12 protein-coding genes are annotated in these 17,801 nt (G+C 41.7%); 6 read left to right on the top strand and 6 right to left on the bottom strand.

Features of this window, described 5'->3' with window-relative positions; genetic code table 11:
• Nucleotides 1–93: 93 nt before the first annotated feature.
• Nucleotides 94–705 carry a DUF3833 domain-containing protein gene (locus ACHEVO_RS10650; protein ID WP_394124885.1) on the bottom strand — a complete coding sequence of 204 codons (612 nt, stop codon included), beginning with the start codon at nt 703–705 and terminating at the stop codon, nt 94–96.
• A 141-nt stretch (nt 706–846) separates the two neighbouring features.
• Entirely contained in the window at nt 847–2,211 is a 1,365-nt protein-coding gene (locus tag ACHEVO_RS10645; RefSeq protein WP_394124884.1) for an MFS transporter, read from the bottom strand.
• A 717-nt stretch (nt 2,212–2,928) separates the two neighbouring features.
• On the opposite strand from ACHEVO_RS10645, the gene uvrA reads away from it, so the two are divergent.
• A complete protein-coding gene (gene uvrA, locus ACHEVO_RS10640; protein WP_394124883.1) occupies nt 2,929–5,835 on the top strand; it encodes an excinuclease ABC subunit UvrA in 2,907 nt (968 codons plus the stop codon).
• A 128-nt stretch (nt 5,836–5,963) separates the two neighbouring features.
• Here the strand turns inward: uvrA and ACHEVO_RS10635 are convergent, their stop codons facing one another.
• Nucleotides 5,964–9,773, bottom strand: a complete 3,810-nt coding sequence (locus ACHEVO_RS10635; RefSeq protein ID WP_394124882.1) for a hypothetical protein — start codon at nt 9,771–9,773, stop codon at nt 5,964–5,966.
• Between the two features lie 116 nt (nt 9,774–9,889).
• Nucleotides 9,890–10,171: a DUF503 domain-containing protein gene (locus tag ACHEVO_RS10630; protein WP_394124881.1), complete on the bottom strand. Its 282-nt coding sequence runs from the start codon at nt 10,169–10,171 to the stop codon at nt 9,890–9,892.
• A gap of 133 nt (nt 10,172–10,304) precedes the next feature.
• Here ACHEVO_RS10630 and ACHEVO_RS10625 point away from each other — a divergent pair, with 133 nt between their 5' ends.
• The 4 genes from ACHEVO_RS10625 to ACHEVO_RS10610 all read left to right on the top strand — a co-directional run bounded on the left by ACHEVO_RS10625 (nt 10,305) and on the right by ACHEVO_RS10610 (nt 13,549).
• Nucleotides 10,305–11,093, top strand: coding sequence for a threonine/serine exporter family protein (locus tag ACHEVO_RS10625; RefSeq protein ID WP_102090334.1), 789 nt, complete (start codon nt 10,305–10,307; stop codon nt 11,091–11,093).
• A 1-nt stretch (nt 11,094) separates the two neighbouring features.
• Nucleotides 11,095–11,547, top strand: coding sequence for a threonine/serine exporter family protein (locus ACHEVO_RS10620; RefSeq protein WP_101205820.1), 453 nt, complete (start codon nt 11,095–11,097; stop codon nt 11,545–11,547).
• Nucleotides 11,548–11,721: 174 nt separating this feature from the next.
• On the top strand, nt 11,722–13,086 hold the full coding sequence (gorA, locus tag ACHEVO_RS10615) for a glutathione-disulfide reductase (RefSeq protein ID WP_394124880.1): 1,365 nt from the start codon (nt 11,722–11,724) through the stop codon (nt 13,084–13,086).
• A 265-nt stretch (nt 13,087–13,351) separates the two neighbouring features.
• Nucleotides 13,352–13,549, top strand: coding sequence for a hypothetical protein (locus tag ACHEVO_RS10610; RefSeq protein ID WP_240990986.1), 198 nt, complete (start codon nt 13,352–13,354; stop codon nt 13,547–13,549).
• Nucleotides 13,550–13,593: 44 nt separating this feature from the next.
• On the opposite strand, the gene ACHEVO_RS10605 is transcribed toward ACHEVO_RS10610, so the two are convergent.
• Both ACHEVO_RS10605 and ACHEVO_RS10600 read right to left on the bottom strand, forming a co-directional pair.
• The gene (locus tag ACHEVO_RS10605; RefSeq protein ID WP_394124879.1) at nt 13,594–14,217 is read right to left on the bottom strand and encodes a GNAT family N-acetyltransferase; all 624 of its coding nucleotides are present in this window, start codon (nt 14,215–14,217) and stop codon (nt 13,594–13,596) included.
• Nucleotides 14,218–14,584: 367 nt separating this feature from the next.
• On the bottom strand, nt 14,585–16,234 hold the full coding sequence (locus ACHEVO_RS10600; protein WP_394124878.1) for an FAD-dependent oxidoreductase: 1,650 nt from the start codon (nt 16,232–16,234) through the stop codon (nt 14,585–14,587).
• 243 nt (nt 16,235–16,477) lie between these two features.
• Here ACHEVO_RS10600 and truD point away from each other — a divergent pair, with 243 nt between their 5' ends.
• The gene (truD, locus tag ACHEVO_RS10595) at nt 16,478–17,788 is read left to right on the top strand and encodes a tRNA pseudouridine(13) synthase TruD (protein ID WP_394124877.1); all 1,311 of its coding nucleotides are present in this window, start codon (nt 16,478–16,480) and stop codon (nt 17,786–17,788) included.
• Nucleotides 17,789–17,801: the final 13 nt, after the last annotated feature.

The raw sequence follows: 17,801 nt of genomic DNA, 5'->3' as shown, positions 1-17,801 counted from the left end.
TGCTATTTTGCCATTTTAAGACGCTGAAGAACACCTTTCACCTTTATCGATATTGCATAGCACCTGGCTTATTATCAAATGATTTAGACGTTTTTAATTAACATCGGAAGGCTTGCGGTGCATGCTCAATGTCACGCTACCCAGCTCTACGCCAAATTTTTTCATCACTGAGCGATTGAGCATGACATTCTCATTGATAAGATACATCCAATCATCGAACGTTACTTTATAGGTTTTGTCCTCGACAGGTAATTCTAACAAGTAATTCCAGTGCAACGTATTGCCAACCACTTGCCCTGTTGCCTCACCAATGACATCACCTGCGACACCTTTCCAGCTGCCATCTGTCTGCTCAGTCAGATGCCATATACGCTGCGATTTCGTGCCATCTGCCCACGAGAACTTCTCGTTTAGGACAATGACATCATCTCCCTCATGGGTTGCATCAATGTCGACATAAAAGCGCTTTTTTACTTCGCCATTTCGACCTTGGAACATACCCCAACCATCAATTTGACCCGAAAAAAACTCATGCATGTCGAGCGTTGGTGTGGTGTTCTGATATGCCTGAATATTTTGTGTAGCACAACCAGAGGTCAGCAGCATGGCTGATAAACCAAGACCTACGGTTAGCTTGGCTATTGAGCGATGTGCCTTCTTTCTACCCTCGATGACACTACCAGACAACATCTCAAATTTACTCATATTAATTCCTTTTAAGTAGAAATAAATAGTTAGTTTCCACTGATTGATACTGATGGTTTATGAGATTGCTGTCTGTGCAATTTTTGCTATTTGGCTTTGTTTCTATATAAAAACATAAGCCTAAAGCTGTTATATATCGTATTAAATATCTAACGGACTCTGCGCCAAACTCGATAGCTGCTGACGTGAATCGTCCGTCAACTGTGTCTTATCTAACTTTAAATAGGCGACTTGCTCTTTTGCCATGACGACCAACTCATCAACGCCATCTACTGCCAGCATTTGTCGTGACCAGTCTTGGATATTGATGTCTTTGGGAATAGTAACGGTCGTGCTCGATAGATAAGGTGGCTGAGAAATGGGAATAATGATAAGTAGTGCGGCACCCATAATAATAGCCAGTATGCCCCACGCCAACAAATTAGGCTGGCTTAATAACAGGCCGCCCATTGCACCACCTACAAATGCACCAAAGAACTGACTAGAGGAATTAAGCCCCATCGCGGTCGCTTTATTGGCGACTGGGGCGCGCTTTGATATCCACGAGGGAATCGTCGCCTCAAGCAAGTTAAAGCCCATAAAGTACAGCAACAAACCAAATATGATACCAACACCGACCTGACTACCAAGCGCGAGTATTGCTAAAGCGGCAGTCATCAGTGCAATTGCACCCAAAAATACCTGACGCATTTTGCGTTTCTTTTCAGCGATGATAATAAAAGGTATTGCGATGGCGAACCCGATAAACAGTAGTGGCAGATAAACCATGCCTTGCTGACGTACTGACAAGCCAAGTACGTCACTGAGCTGGTGCGGCAATATCACAAATATCGCCGTCATCGTTAGGTGTAGCGCAAAGATGCCGATATGTAAGCGGTTAAGATCGCCAATCTTAAGGACAGTAGCCAACTGTTGACCGATGGTCTTATTATCCAGATTGTGCTTGAGCACGCGCATAGGCGTCGGTACCACCACCAATAGCAGCATCGCCAATATAGCAAATCCTGAAGTTAGCCAAAACAGTCCAGAGATTCCGAGCGATCCGACTAACAATGGACCAAAAGCAAAGGCGAGCATAATAGAGGTCGCAATCGTCAGACCCATCGTGGCCATCGCTTTGGTACGCATTTCCTCACGAGTCACATCAGCCAATAGTGCCATAAGCACAGCAGATACCGCTCCACTACCTGCTAGCGCCCGACCAATGATTACTTCGTAAATATCCGTTGCATTTGCTGCAATCATGCCGCCGACAGCGAATAGTATCAATCCCAAAAAGATAATAGGCTTACGCGGGAATTTATCAGCAGCCAAACTCATCGGTATCTGAAAGATGGCCTGCCCTAAGCCATAAATACCAACGGCCAAACCAATTAAAAACGGCGTCGCGTGTGCATAATTGTCACCATAAACAGAAAATACCGGCACAATCATAAACAAGCCAATCATACGTAAGGCAAAGATGCCACCGACTCCGAGGATTGCCCGTTTCTCTACGCTATTCATACTTGCCTCACTGGTTGATCATTGCTGGTTGCTCAGTGCTATCTTTCATGACTAACACTTGCGCCATACCATGATTTATCACTACTGGTTTATCAAGGCATTGGCCTATAAATCAAGCCCCCTAGTATAAGACATTCGCCGTTTGGTTGCCGAGACTTTTGTCTTACTGGTGCAGTAACGTATGCGCCCTCAACCCAAGCCATTCATATTACGAGATTATTTTGTTACCAAGTGCATCAGATGCACAGTGACACCTTGAATAATGCTGTCACCATGACAATAAAGTAAAACGTTGTCAGCACAATTAACGGCTAACTCACCATATCTACGTAACGACGAACGCTTCTATAAAATGACATTTTTGGTCAAAACCATAACAAACGATGCCTGTTACTTAACACTGATTTGATTTAGATTTGCTTAGTCCTATAACAAATAGTCGTAGGAGCGATAAGCAATACAAAGCCAAACAACAATAGAAAATGAATAACTAGGCTGGCTTAACTTTTACCTTATCAATATATGTACCTTTTATAACGACACTGTTCATAACGACTGTTTTGTTTATAACGATACCTTTTATAAAAACACTACTTATAACAACATCATAAATTTAGAATTATTCACGTTTTAACCAACCACTTTACTGATCTGTATTTACTTTTTAGCTTGAGATATTTCCCAATCCCCTTTTAGCAAATAGGAAACCTGTAACCGATGGCACATGACCATATCGCAATACGCGGCGCACGTACTCATAATTTAAAAAACATCGATTTAGACATTCCACGAGATAAATTCGTGGTAATCACTGGCCTATCTGGCTCTGGTAAATCTTCATTGGCATTTGACACGCTATATGCCGAAGGGCAACGTCGTTATGTCGAGAGTTTATCGGCCTACGCGCGTCAGTTCCTCTCGCAAATGGAGAAACCTGACGTCGATAGTATCGAGGGTCTATCCCCTGCGATTGCTATTGAGCAAAAATCAACCAACCATAACCCACGCTCGACCGTCGGTACGATTACCGAAATTTATGACTATCTGCGTCTGCTCTATGCACGCATCGGTACACCATATTGCCCTGAGCATGGTGAGCCAATGGTCGCGCAGTCGGTCACTGAGATGGTCGATCAGGTCATGGCATTGCCAGATGACACCAAGATTATGATCTTGGCACCGGTGATTCGTGAGCGTAAAGGTGAGCATACCGTTTTGCTTGAGCAGCTGATTGGTCAAGGTTTTGTCCGTGTGCGCGTCGACGGTGATGTCTATGATACCGATGAGCTACCGACTCTGGATAAAAAGAAAAAACATACTATCGAAGTGGTGGTTGATCGCTTTAAAGTCCGTGATGACTTGGGCAACCGTGTCGCTGAGAGCTTAGAAACAGCGCTACGCTTAGGTCAAGGACTGGTCACGCTACACTTTATGGATGGTAATCCAAAAGAGGGCGGCGACGAAAATCAAGTGATGTCAGCCAAGCATTCATGCCCTGTCTGTGATCGTGCGGTGCCTGAGCTTGAGCCACGCATGTTCAGTTTCAACAATCCATATGGCGCATGCCCAAGCTGTGATGGTCTCGGTAAACGTCAATATTTTGCCGCTGAAAAACTGATTACTCATCATGAGAAGTCACTTAACCAAGGCGCAATCAACGGTTGGGACAAACGTCATGCGTACTATTTTGGTTTGCTTAGCACGGTATGTAAGCATTTCAAAATCGATATGGATGCACCATGGCAAGATCTGTCAAAAGAGCAGCAAGACCTAATCATGCAAGGCTCTGGTAAAGAAAAGCTCACCTTTAACTTTACCGATGAGCGCGGTCGCAAAACAAATAAGACTGTACCATTTGAAGGTGTGCTTCCCTACCTAGAGCGTCGTTATGCCAAGACGCAAAGTAACCTTGTCCGTGATGAGTTAGCTAAATATCTCGCAGATACCACTTGTAACGTCTGTGACGGCGCGCGCCTGAATGAAATCTCACGTAACGTCCGTGTTGATGATCAGACCATTGCAGAAATCGTTAAGCTGTCTATCGGTGATGCGGCGGACTATTATAAAACGCTAAAAATTGGCGGTCACAAAGGCGAAGTCGCAGAAAAAATCTTTAAAGAGATTAATGAGCGCTTAAACTTCCTCGTCAGCGTCGGACTGGATTATCTGACCCTTGCTCGCTCTGCCGAGACACTATCGGGCGGTGAAGCGCAGCGTATTCGTTTGGCTAGCCAAATCGGTGCTGGTCTGATGGGCGTCATGTATGTACTTGATGAGCCGTCAATCGGTCTGCATCAGCGTGACAATGATCGTCTGCTAAAAACCCTAACGCGCTTGCGTGATTTGGGTAATACGGTACTGGTCGTTGAGCATGATGAAGATGCGATTCGCCAAGCAGATCACGTCATCGATATCGGCATCGGTGCAGGCGTACATGGTGGCCACGTGATCGCCCAAGGTACGGTCGATGACATCATGGCAAATAAAGAATCGCTCACTGGACAATATATGTCTGGTAAGAAGAAAATCGAGATTCCAACTGTGCGTCATAAAGCCAAAACCATCGATGTGGAAGTCAAAGGTAAGGCCAAAGCCAAAAAAGTACCGATGACCATCGAGCTAAAAGGCGCGTCAGGCAACAACCTACATGATGTAGATTTGACCATTCCTGTTGGTATCATGACTTGTGTGACGGGTGTCTCAGGTTCGGGTAAATCAACCTTGATTAACCGTACCCTTATGCCATTGGCAGCGACTCAGTTAAACAATGCCTCGACACTGATTGCCGATAAGTTTGAGAGCATTAGCGGTCTTGAACATTTGGACAAAATGGTCGATATTGATCAAAGTCCAATTGGTCGTACACCTCGCTCAAACCCAGCAACTTATACGGGTGTGTTTACCCCTGTGCGTGAGATGTTTGCCCAGACGCAAGAAGCGCGTGCTCGTGGTTACAAGCCTGGTCGCTTTAGTTTCAATGTAAAAGGCGGACGCTGTGAGATGTGTCAAGGTGATGGTCTCATCAAAGTTGAGATGCATTTCTTGCCTGATATGTATGTGCCGTGTGATACCTGTGAAGGCAAGCGCTACAACCGCGAGACCTTAGAGATTCACTATAAAGGCAAAACCATCGCTGATGTGCTTGATATGACCGTTGAAGATGCCGTTGAGTTCTTCTCAGCCATTCCAGCGATTTATCGTCGTCTGCAAGCATTGATGGATGTCGGTCTGAGCTACATTCGCTTGGGTCAGTCTGCGCCAACACTATCAGGTGGTGAGGCGCAACGTGTCAAACTGGCGCGTGAGCTTGCCAAACGTGATACGGGACAGACGCTGTATATCTTGGATGAACCAACCACTGGTTTGCATTTCCATGATATCGATAAGCTGCTCAATATCCTGCATGCCCTACGCGATAAAGGTAATACCATCGTGGTCATCGAGCACAATTTGGATGTTATCAAAACGGCAGACTGGGTGATCGACTTAGGCCCTGAAGGTGGTAAAGGTGGTGGTATGATCATCGCTGAGGGTACGCCTGAGGAAGTGGCAGAAGTCAAAGAGTCATACACGGGTATATTCTTAAAGCCAATGCTTGAGCAAGGTATGAAAGAAGTCAGCTAATACCGTTAGTCATGATTGATAAAAGGTCACTCTTTATAGGGTGGCCTTTTTTGTTGGTTGGGATTTTGGTTGTTATGACTAATCGCTACTCTCCACTACTTTATGCAAAGCAAAATTAGCAGTGTAAACTACAATGAGCTTTTATTTTCCCATTCATCTTTATTTTTAGTTAACCAACTATCTAGTTTATCTATTTGAACAAACTGTATGTCTATAGGATAAGGAGGTCGTCTATGAATCCAATAAATTTCTCTAGTAACATATAACATAACAATATTTGGTGAACTATTTAAATGATCTAGATAGCCTAATAACTCACAAATTTTATTATGGTTTTTTTCAAGAAATTCATATCTCTTCATTATCTTAGGTATATGAGTTTTCTTCCCACTCCCGAAAACCTTTTCTCTCAGTCGCTTCATATCTTGCAAACAATAAGGTGTTTGATTATATTTACATTCTACCATAATCCATGTATTTGATTTTGGAATATAAACTAGAACATCATAGTCACCAACATCGTCAAAGCCTTCTTTTTTAAAGCGTCTTTTAAAGTCTATACCATGATGACAAAAGCCAGAACCATAATGACGGTTGAAAACTTTAAAAGTAGTCTTTTCAAGTTCCTTCTCAATATCAACTTTGAGACTATCTACTACTGTATTAACTGATCCCCAAGAAAAGTTAGCAGGAAGACGCCCTTCATTGATTCTATCTAGCCATATACCTCTTGTACGATAAGCACACCCTGCACTCCATATAACACTATTGTCTAAGCTAATGAGAGGTCTAATGTTTAAGCGTTGATCTCTCTTGTTGTACTCTAGAACAGGTACATCAAACTCTTCTGTTTCGGAATCAAGCTTTTTTAGAACTCTGTTAGGGTTTAAAATTAAAAATTTAATTGCTTTTGTTATCTCTAATTTTGAGACATTAATTGAATCTTTAAGTTCATATATCGTCTTAAAACACACATTGATAACTTCTTCTAAAGATGCACAGTAATGGTTAGCTAATTTAATTTTAGTTATATCTGCCCAACTTTGAAGAACATCCAATACTATAGCAAGAGTCATAAAAGAGAAGCCTAAATCATCTTTAAAAGCTAAGTTGAGCTTATCAAGTAAGTCCTCAGTAATTAAACCTGTTACTGAGTCATCCTCATTGATATCTATACCTAAGTTATTTCTTGCTTGCTCAAGACCAAACTCATGGTCGAAGTCTTCAAAATTATCAGAAAAAAATACCTGTGGGATATATTCGCTATCTATCTCAATACCACCAACATCAATACCATGATGAATTACCTCACTAGCAGAGTATAAAGTCATCAACCAATCAACATAGGCTACTATTAATAACATATCGTCTTGCAAAGGCTTCTTAACACCACTAAATTTGTTTGCTATTAATCTTTCAAGAAGATATCTAAGATCATTACTGTTTTTAGCAAAACTACTTTGAAGTTCATATACAGATTCCTCTCTATCAAAAGCTACCTCATGCTCTAGGCTTTGCATTGCGCGATAACTATTATTATATTTGTAATATATATATGAATCATAGTTATTTAAGACATCAATTATTAATTGGTACTTGTCATAGATTGCTATTACCTCTTGCAATTTAGCTAAATATTTTGATGCAATATCATTTATTACTTTTTTAGCAGAATTCAGCTCATAACGTTTTTTCTCATAGCCTGTATCCCTTATTATTTTAGCTAATTCCTTTCTAGCAGTTATATAATGTTCAGGTTTAGGCAAACTATGGAAGCTTTCTAATGAGTCGAACTCTCTACTTCTAGAGCCCAAAGATACTCTAATATTATTTTCATAAGACTTCTTCAACAGCTCGCTAGTTGACTCTGAGATATAAGCACTATTATTTATATAAATAATCTCTAATAGTTTTTTAGTTAGCCTTCCTTGAAATTCGCTATTAATAGACTTATCCAATTCATTTTTCATAGCTATGATATTGATAGACAAACTAACAGTTAGGCGTCCTTTACTACAATTATCATTTTGATGAACCTCCCAAACTAAACTGTCGAAGAAATTAACATTGATAGGTGCAACTTCACCCTTATCATTAATTAAATACTCCTTATTTAACTCACATTCAAAAATAACGGTATGATACTGTTGAATAACATCAAGTTGCGAAAGAATCTCTCGTCTCTGTGATAGAGCATCGGTAGCACTCTCAGCAAAAAAATCGAGCATTCTACCGTTTACTTGAGGCAAATATATAAACTCCTCTACTTGAACTACAAAATGTATATTAGTTCTTTCAATTTTAGTTGACCAACTGTATTTAGTACCATCACGAGCACCTAAAAACTGAATATTGTCGTAAGACTTTTTAGGTATCCATTTAGTCTTTTCATCAGGAAAACTGACGCTTAAGTCTTTCCAGTAGCTAGTTAAGTACTTATATCGCCAGTTAGAACCAGTGTGAGGATCTAGGGCAATGACATCGTAGGTAATAGCACCTTTTTCTAAAATTCCATTTGAATCCTTAAAGGAACCGAATTTATCTGCCAAAGAACTTATCGGAGAAAACATGCTCTTCTTATATTCTTCTACAAAACTTAAGAAATCTACAAATTCATCCATTGTTTCGATACTATCGAATATTGAAATAAATTCAGAAAATGGGAATACTTTGCCATACTTTGGGATTTTATGCATACCCATGGCTGTGGTTACACCACCTGTTACATATAATATTTCTATTTTTTCTCTAGATACTAATTCCTCATCTTCATTCTTAATATTAAATGCATAAGGTGAATTTATCCTTTTAAATCCCCAGTAATCACTTTTAAGCGCTTTTTGTAAATTACTCTCGAAAACCTCTGCTGTATCTTCGTCATCATCTAATATAATTATAAAGTAGAATTGGTTTTGAGCATGCAGAACAGCGGTTACGATTGTCGAATATAGTTGGTTAGAGTCAAATAGTATTAAGGGCTGTTCACTACTGGTGTTAACCCTACGGTTAATAAATTCTAGTAAGCGAAATGAGACGTTTTTAACATCAGTTGGTTTTTTAGAAAACTTATCTATGACGACAGATGCACAATTGCGGATTGAGAAAGGATAGTATTTTCCTAATATCTGAACGAATATGTTTTGGTTCACTTTCGACTGCATAAATGCACTACTAAATTCATTAAGATTTGAGTAAGTACTTTCTTTACCTAGTACTATAGAAAGTATATTAGGTACATCTTTGATATGTTCGTCTAAATTCGCAAGCACCTTTCTACATTCAGTCCAGAACTGAATACTTGGAACCTCTAAGTACCCACTATCTATAGATTTTGGCACTTCTATTATATGTTTGAGTTGATTTATAACGTAATCTTGAACCTGTAATACACACAATATAGCTTCTAGGGCGTCAGGTTTATCACCGTGTACAATTAAAAAAGCATGTATAAAATCAGGGACTCTCTCAATTACCCCACCATAAAATATGTTATAAAGCTGATTATCTAATTCAAACTTTACTTCCCCCCAATCTATTTCTGGCACATAATCTTCCATCATTGGAAAATCTGGGAAGATAGTTATCAAATATTCAGTAAATCGTTCAAACTCTTCATATGTTTTAATAGTCTTATTACACTTAAATTTTTTCTCGGGAATGCTTAGAAAGGTATTTAATAGAATAGACTGTTTGAATGTGGCTGATATATTAGGTGGCCATATCTCTACAATATTAATTGCAACGATAAGTTCTTCAGGATAATATTCCCTAAGAAATGAAATAAGTTGCGCTTTAAACGTGAGAAAATTATCTTTTGGCTCAACTTTTAGTGAACATTGCAACTGATTATTTAGATCTTGGATAGTGTTACTATTAACTTTTAATGAAGTATTATTCATACCTAATAAATCGTATAGTGTCTTATACTTCTTACTCATAATTACTCCCAAAATCCATTTGTAATAATTATATTTCGTATCGAAATTTATCACTAAAACATAGTGCATTATAATTTATATATCAAGTAGATTAAGCCTTATAATTAGAACAAATCCTAAACAAACTCCCTCTCAACATTCATCACCCTTGCATCCACCGTACGTTCTAGCTTTTCCTCAATTTGACTACATTGCGACTCGACCTCATGTTTAGACAGTCCAACGATCACAAACGTCCACTCGCTGGCATCATGCCGATCACGCTCGTCGCTCTCACATACTGCGACGCTTGGCGCATTGCCAAAGCGCGCATGTAAGCCACCCATACGTTGGCGTTTTTCTTTTAGCGAGCTGCAGCCCGGCAATGAAAATGTCAATGTCAAAATAGCGATATGCATTTTATGCTCCTTGCCAAAAATTTTTATAATAGCAGCCAACATAATATTCGATAATGACTGATATTGTCTGCGCGTCAGCACCTATACCCTTTATAATAGCGTATCAATACCAACCAACCTGCGTATCTCACCCATGACCTCTATCAGCTACGTAAAGCAGCAGCGCATTACTCGACTATGTGTACGCTGCGGATTACTCCTTATGCAGTATGGCGCTGAGTCTGCCGTGGTGGTGGACTTGTCCAAACGCTTGGGTCTTGCCTTGGGAATGAACAGCGTCGAATGTTCGCTGAACTTTAACGCCATTACCCTGACGACTATCTGTGACGAGCGCTGTATCACTACTACCAGAGATACGATCAATCAGAGCATCAATGTCAATCTATTGGTACAAATCCAGCAAATCGTCAACAAGACCGAAGCCACTGTCGATCATAATGACTTGATTGACCGCACTACCCTTGCCTTTGATGAGTTGGATAAGACCGTATATCCAACGTGGCTCGTCAGTCTATTTGTGGGTGCATCTTGTGCGGCTTTTGCTTATTTGAATGGCGGTAGTTGGTCGATTACGGCGGTGACATTCATCGCTGGCATGGTAGCGATGTTTACCCGTATCTATCTATCCAAGCATCACTTTAACCCTTTTATCACGGTCATTGTGACGGCTTTTATTGCCTCGCTCATTGGCGCGACGACCTACTATTTTGATATTGGCAATAATGCCGATATCGCCGTCGCATCTAGCGTGCTGCTATTGGTACCTAGCTTTCCTTTGATTAACTCTTTGTCCGATATCCTAAAAGGCTATGTCAATATTGGCGTTGGGCGTGCGGTTTTTACCTATATGCTCACCTTGTCCGCATGCGTCGGTATCGTGATGGCGCTGGTTTTACTTCGCATACAGCATTGGGGGTTTTAAGATGTGGTTTATCAAAACCGTCATACTGTCTTGTATCATCACCCTTGGTTGGACGCTGATGTTTAGCGTACCCAAACGCTATATATTGCCTTGTTTACTGATGACGGCTTTTGGCTTTGGGTTGAAGACAGCACTCGTTTATCAGCATATCCATATCGTGGTTGCTAGCTTTTTTGGCGCAATGCTTGCCAGCTTTTTGGGTGTGTACTTTTCTAAGAAATATACTCTACCGCCCAAAGCGCTCATCTCGCCTAGCGTTATCTGTATGATGCCTGGTATCGCCGCTTATAAGGCGATGGTCAGTATGGTGCAGATTGGTTACTTTGGTTTTTCAGATGAGTTATTTAGCCAAATGATGGTGTACTTGTTTGAAGCGTTATTTGTGACCTCAGGATTGGTGCTTGGTTTGTCTATCCCTGGGCTGTTATTTTATAGACGTCGCCCTATTGTATAAGCAGGTCTAGGTAGATTTAAATATCTAAATGCTAGGCATTTCTTAACCAACCACCGTTTATAATCAAGCGATTCAACATACGCTAACCATAAAAAACTTGTAAGATGGATGATAAGACCCATTACAGTAGAGTCAGAAACAGCACCAATAACAACTTAATAAAGAGACCGAATTATGACCAAACATTATGACTATATCTCTATTGGCGGCGGCAGCGGCGGCATCGCCTCACTCAACCGTGCAGCCAGTTATGGCAAAAAATGCGCAATTATCGAAGCCAACCAACTGGGCGGCACTTGTGTGAATTTGGGCTGTGTTCCCAAAAAAGTAATGTGGTATGGCGCGCAAGTCGCTGAAGCTATCCACAAATATGCACCAGACTATGGTTTTGATGTCGATGTTAAAGGTTTTGACTTTCAAAAGCTGGTACAGAGCCGCCAACAATACATCGAAAACATTCACCGCGCTTATGACAATAACTTGGCCAAAAACGGCGTCGAAGTGATCAAAGGCTTTGCTAAGTTTGTCGATACCAATACCGTAGAAGTAAATGGCGAGCTGATTACCGCAGACCATATTTTGATTGCTACGGGCGGTCATCCTATTCAGCCAGATATCAAAGGCGCAGAATACGGCATCGACTCTGACGGCTTTTTTGCGTTGAATCATTTGCCAAAACGTGTGGCGATTGTAGGTGCAGGATATATCGCTGTCGAGATCGCAGGCGTGTTAAACAGTCTGGGTGCCGAAGTGCATTTGTATGTACGCAAACACTCGCCACTACGTACGTTTGACCATACTATCGTAGAGACTTTGCTGATAGAAATGGAACAAGCTGGCATCAAGTTACACACCAATACGGTGATCAGTGAAGTCAATAAAAATGACGATGACAGCCTCGATTTAACCACTAACGATGGCGGTGAAGACTGTATCGACACTGTTGATTGCTTGATTTGGGCGATTGGTCGTGCGCCATCAACAGACGGTATCAATCTGCAAGTGACAGGGGTCGAGACGACTGAGACGGGTAAAATCAAAGTCGATCAGTTCCAAAATACCAATGTCGATGGTATTTATGCAGTCGGTGATATCATCGAAAACAGCGTAGATCTAACGCCTGTAGCGATTGCCGCTGGTCGCCGCTTATCTGAGCGTTTGTTTAACAACAAACCTAATGAGCACTTAGACTATACATTGATACCGACGGTAATCTTCACTCATCCAGCTATCGGTACGATTGGCCTGTCTGAAATCGACGCGGTAGAACGCTATGGCAAAGAAAACATCAAGTGTTATACCTCAAGCTTTACCGATATGTATAGCGCGGTCACTCAACATCGTCAAAAATGCACCATGAAGCTAGTATGCTTGGGCGATGACGAAAAAGTCATTGGTCTGCATGGCATTGGTTTTGGCGTCGATGAGATGATTCAGGGTTTTGCCGTTGCGATTAAAATGGGCGCGACTAAGGCTGACTTTGATAATACCGTTGCCATTCATCCAACTGGCTCAGAAGAGTTTGTGACGATGCGTTAAGCTCACTGTTTAACATTTCTCTTATTCTTAACTATTATAAAAAAGGATGCCATTTGAGCGTCCTTTTTTATTATCAGTTGTGACGCAAGCATATAGCTTCGTATGCATGAAACGCTCTTATGACTTTTATATTACACTGATGACTACTGTATTTTTCTAATCATTATTTGCATTAAGAAATTTAAAGTAAGGCATACTGACAGCGCAATCCTGTTGCTGTTATGATGCGATTAATACTGACCGTTGAGAGATGACTGTGTGGCAGGTGTACTTATTTATACTACCGATTGGACTTGGTATCATGACATTAGCAGCAAGCCTATTGTTTTTGTTCGCTTATCTAATGTCGGATGATAATGCCACGCGCTTGCCAGCATTTAACTGGTTCAAGCGCCTAATCATTGTGGCATTTATGCTGCTGAGTATTGGTCTGTTTATGACCTTTGGACATTTTTGGGGTTGAGCTAGATAGAATATTTTTTAATGCTTTTTACTGGGCCAAGTTGATTAGCTAACGATTTTTTCAAGTTCTAATAGCTCCAAATCATCACGCTTTGGCTCGCCATTATTGCCATCGTTTGGAAACGGCATTTTATTACCATTGAACTGATAACCACGGCGCTGATAGTAAGCCAAAAGCTCAGGACGATGACTTAGTATAGACATAGTCAGACGGCTAGGCTGATTAAGTGACTGTAAGTGGCGATCTGCAAAAGTCTCAGCTGCTTGTAAAATCACGTTCCCGACACCCTTCCCTTGTAGCACAGGGTGTACCGCAAACATGCCGATATAGGCTTTTTTGTTCGAGGAAGCATCCGTTTTGATATCGACAGCGATACAGCCAAGTATTTCACCCGTCTCATCTCCCTCACGATTGCCCGTTGTGGTTTTCGGATAAACGAAATAATAGTGCTTAGGATCATTGATAACAGCAGCGAGCTCCGCTGATGTAGTTCGAATACCACCGATCAAATCGGCCTCATTGGTCCAACCTGCTGTCTCGCGATAGCAGCAATTCAATAATTGTTCAAGTGCACCAATATCATCCAATGTCGCTTCACGCAAAAATACCGACTCTTTATCAAAATGGTCTGTTTTTATATTGCTGTTATTTATATTGTTTTCGCTCATATTATAATTTTTCCTTTTCCGTCTATGGATAGTTGCATTCAAATAATTTCGATACAAGAAAACCGAGTGCAAGTGATACATTAGTATACTTAACAAGGATGACGATGTAGCGGATCTATATAGATTTAACTATAAAAAAACTGACTTAGATTACTAAGCCAGTCTAGGGGTATGTCATTAATTAGATTGTCCAGCTTAAAATGAGAAAAATTGTAGATAAACGAGGAAGAAATTGCCGTTAATATGAACATATTTGCAAGATTTCTGACGATGTTTAGCACAAATTTAGCCATTTTAAGACCACTAAATGTGTTCATGTTCTAATTGATGACATGCGCCAGATACTAATACTTATCAGTCTATAGTACTAGCGCGATAATGCATGCGCTTGCTCAATAATATCGAGCCCTGCATTAAGCTGAGCGCGTGTCGGTGCATGACCACGGCGGAGCAGCTCAGAGAAAGCGACCAACTCTTTATCACGTCCAAGCGTACTTGCTGCACTAGCTCGTGTATCCTCTCCTTCATCATCGAAGTAGTATTCGATATAATCATGCATGTCTGGCGTACCAAATAGGATATTGTGATCTGGTGTCTCGGCATGACCGCTATAGCGTAGGCTCTTACCATATTGCATGGTCCAAAAGAAAGGGATACGCGCCTCTAATGAGTCAACACTGTCGTCGCTTAGGATTGCAGCAGCTGTAACCATGCCATGCTGCAGCGCCACGCGCCAATGCTCGATACGCATGCGACCCGTTTGGTTGCTAGCTTTTGCAATATCACCCAGCGCATAGACGCCATCGCGCAGCTGTAGATGCGTATCGACTTGTACACCATCTGGATCGTTAACTTCGCTCAATATCTCTGTACGTGGAGACACGCCAGTACCCAGTATCACAATATCAGCATCAATATGCTCGCCATTCGCCAGCGTGACACCGCCTACATTTGAGAAAGCCTGATTATTATTATCTCCATCCTTGTCCACTTGACGGTCAACCTTAGTAATTTCATTGACGGTTGCGTCAAACACAAAATTGATGCCCTTCTCTTTATGTAACTTAATTAAGGCGTTACTCACCGTTTCAGAGACAATCTTGCCCATCACGCGGCTACCTTGCCCAATCACCGTAATAGAAGCTGTCGTGCCTGCTTGTGCTAACGCCGAAGCGGTTTCCATACCGATAAAACCTGTACCAATAATCACCACACGCTGGTCATGACTGGCCGCTTTAATTAATTTGGCATCACTCATGCTGCGTAGCGTATATACGCCATCTATCTCAGCACCTGTGATGGGTGGTAAATTTGGTTTAGCGCCAGTGGCGACGACCAAGAAATCTGCAGATTGTCGCTCGCTATTGCCATCATGATCTTCGATGACGACGGTCGCTTCATTGGGTAGCACTTCGCTAACCGTTTGGTTGAGGCGTAACTCAATATTGTTATTATTCGCCCAATCAGCACCGCCCAATAGCAGCTTATCCTCGTCCATCTTACCTGCCAAAAACGCTTTGGATAATAAAGGACGATTGTAAGGAGCCTTATCCTCTTTACTAATCAACGTAATCTTGCCGCCATAGCCACCCTGACGCAACTGGTCGGCCGTCATAAATCCTGCACCGCCACCACCAACGATAATGGTATGAGTGTCAGTTAATTTATCATTTTCGACTTGCCCCGTTACCTGAGCTGAGGTATCGACTTTCAAATTATCACCATCATGAGTCAGCTCATACTGGGTCAAGCCTTTAGTCGCTATCGGCTCTAATAGGGTGCCATCGCGACTATCAAAAGTTGCATGATGCCAAGGACAGACTACCCGATTGCCACAGCGTAATCCGTTACCCAAGTCTGCACCCGCATGTGGGCATTTACCATCGAATGCACGGAACTCATCGTCATCGCGAGTGATTAAAATGATACTATCGTCTTCTTGCTTATATGATTTCATACCACCGCTTGGGATATCCGCTTTACTGATGGTGACTGTGTTGATCGTTGTGTCGGTCATAATGCTTCCTTAACAGTTATAATGATGTCTGATGACAGCAGGTTGAAAATGACCGTAACCAACCAGACAAATTCAACTTATCCTATTATTTTTAATATGCTATGCATTGATAGTAGCAAGAGCGCCTCGCACACGATGTTTTTTTGTATGTTTGCTGCGTTGCAAAACGTAATTATGCAACTTTGCTTTCCGCACTCTTTTTACTTCTAATCATTATTAATAAACAAAATATAAGACGATCTTATGACTTCTCAAGACAACCAAAACGAAATAACTACTACTGCTCAAGACAGTTTAGATAGCCAAGCTGCTACTATTGATCCAACAGCTATTGATCAAAACGCTAATGAACAAACAGCCAGTGAGCAAATTGACCTAGCTCATATTGATGTTGCCACTATTACAGATACTGCAAATTTGCCACAGCCAAGTTTGCAGCCAATACAGCAAGCGACTTATAAAGCCAATACGACTGATTTTATCGTTAACGAGCTATTGCCATTAGATTTCACTGGTGAAGGTGAGCATTTGTGGTTGCATATCGAAAAATCAGGCATGAATACCGCTTATCTGGCGAAACTACTGTCAGAGTGGGCAGACATTCCATTGCGTGATGTTGGCTACTCAGGGTTGAAAGACCGTCACGCGTTGACGACCCAATGGTTCAGTTTGCGTATACCAAAAAAACAATTACCGCCTACTAAGTTTGCACCAGTAGACATCGGCGAAAATGAGACTGTCACTATCCTTGCACAGCACTGGCACAATAAAAAACTCAATCGCGGTACGCACCGTGCCAATCAGTTTGTTATTACTTTACGTGATATCCAGTTTGCGAGCGTTGGTGACGAAAATGTTGATGACGAAAATAACGTATCACCTGAGCAACTACTATCTGCAAAAGAGGCCGTCGAGCAGCATTTAACACGCATTGGTGAAAATGGTGTACCCAATTATTTTGGTCCACAGCGTTTTGGTCGTCAGGGTAATAACGTCAGAGAAGCTTTATCACTGTTTGCTCGTCCACCGCGAGAGCCTCGCCCGCAACCAAAAAAGAGCAAACGTAAGCGTGCCCCGCGCGAGCAAAATACGATGGAATTGTCTGCTGCCCGTAGCTTGATATTTAATGAGATATTGGCAGCACGGGTACGCGATGGTAGCTGGAACACTGGCCTAGCAGGCGAGGTTTTTAATTTAGATGGCTCAGGATCGATATTTACTAGTGAAACACTAGATGATACGTTGCATGCTCGTATTGACAGTGGCGATATTCATCCAACTGCTGTGCTATGGGGCACGGGTAACGATAAAGTTACCGGTAGCGCTGCAGATTTAGAGTCCGAGGTAGTACAACACAGCCCCCTACTTATGCAACTAGCAACTGGATTAGAGCAGCGTGATATTAAAGCGCAAAGACGAGCGCTACGCCTACCGATTGAGGCGTTAAGCTGGGAATGGTCGGACGATCAGACGCTAGTATTAAACTTTACTTTGACGACGGGTAGCTTTGCCACAAGTGTGCTCGCAAGTTTAGTGCAGGAATTAGAGTCTTGATTGGATTAAATCG

Origin of the sequence: Psychrobacter nivimaris (assembly GCF_043419765.1) — a bacterium.
Classification (GTDB): domain Bacteria; phylum Pseudomonadota; class Gammaproteobacteria; order Pseudomonadales; family Moraxellaceae; genus Psychrobacter.
The sequence above is the reverse complement of the archived record's forward strand: the minus strand, read 5'-3'. Positions and strand labels throughout refer to the sequence as shown.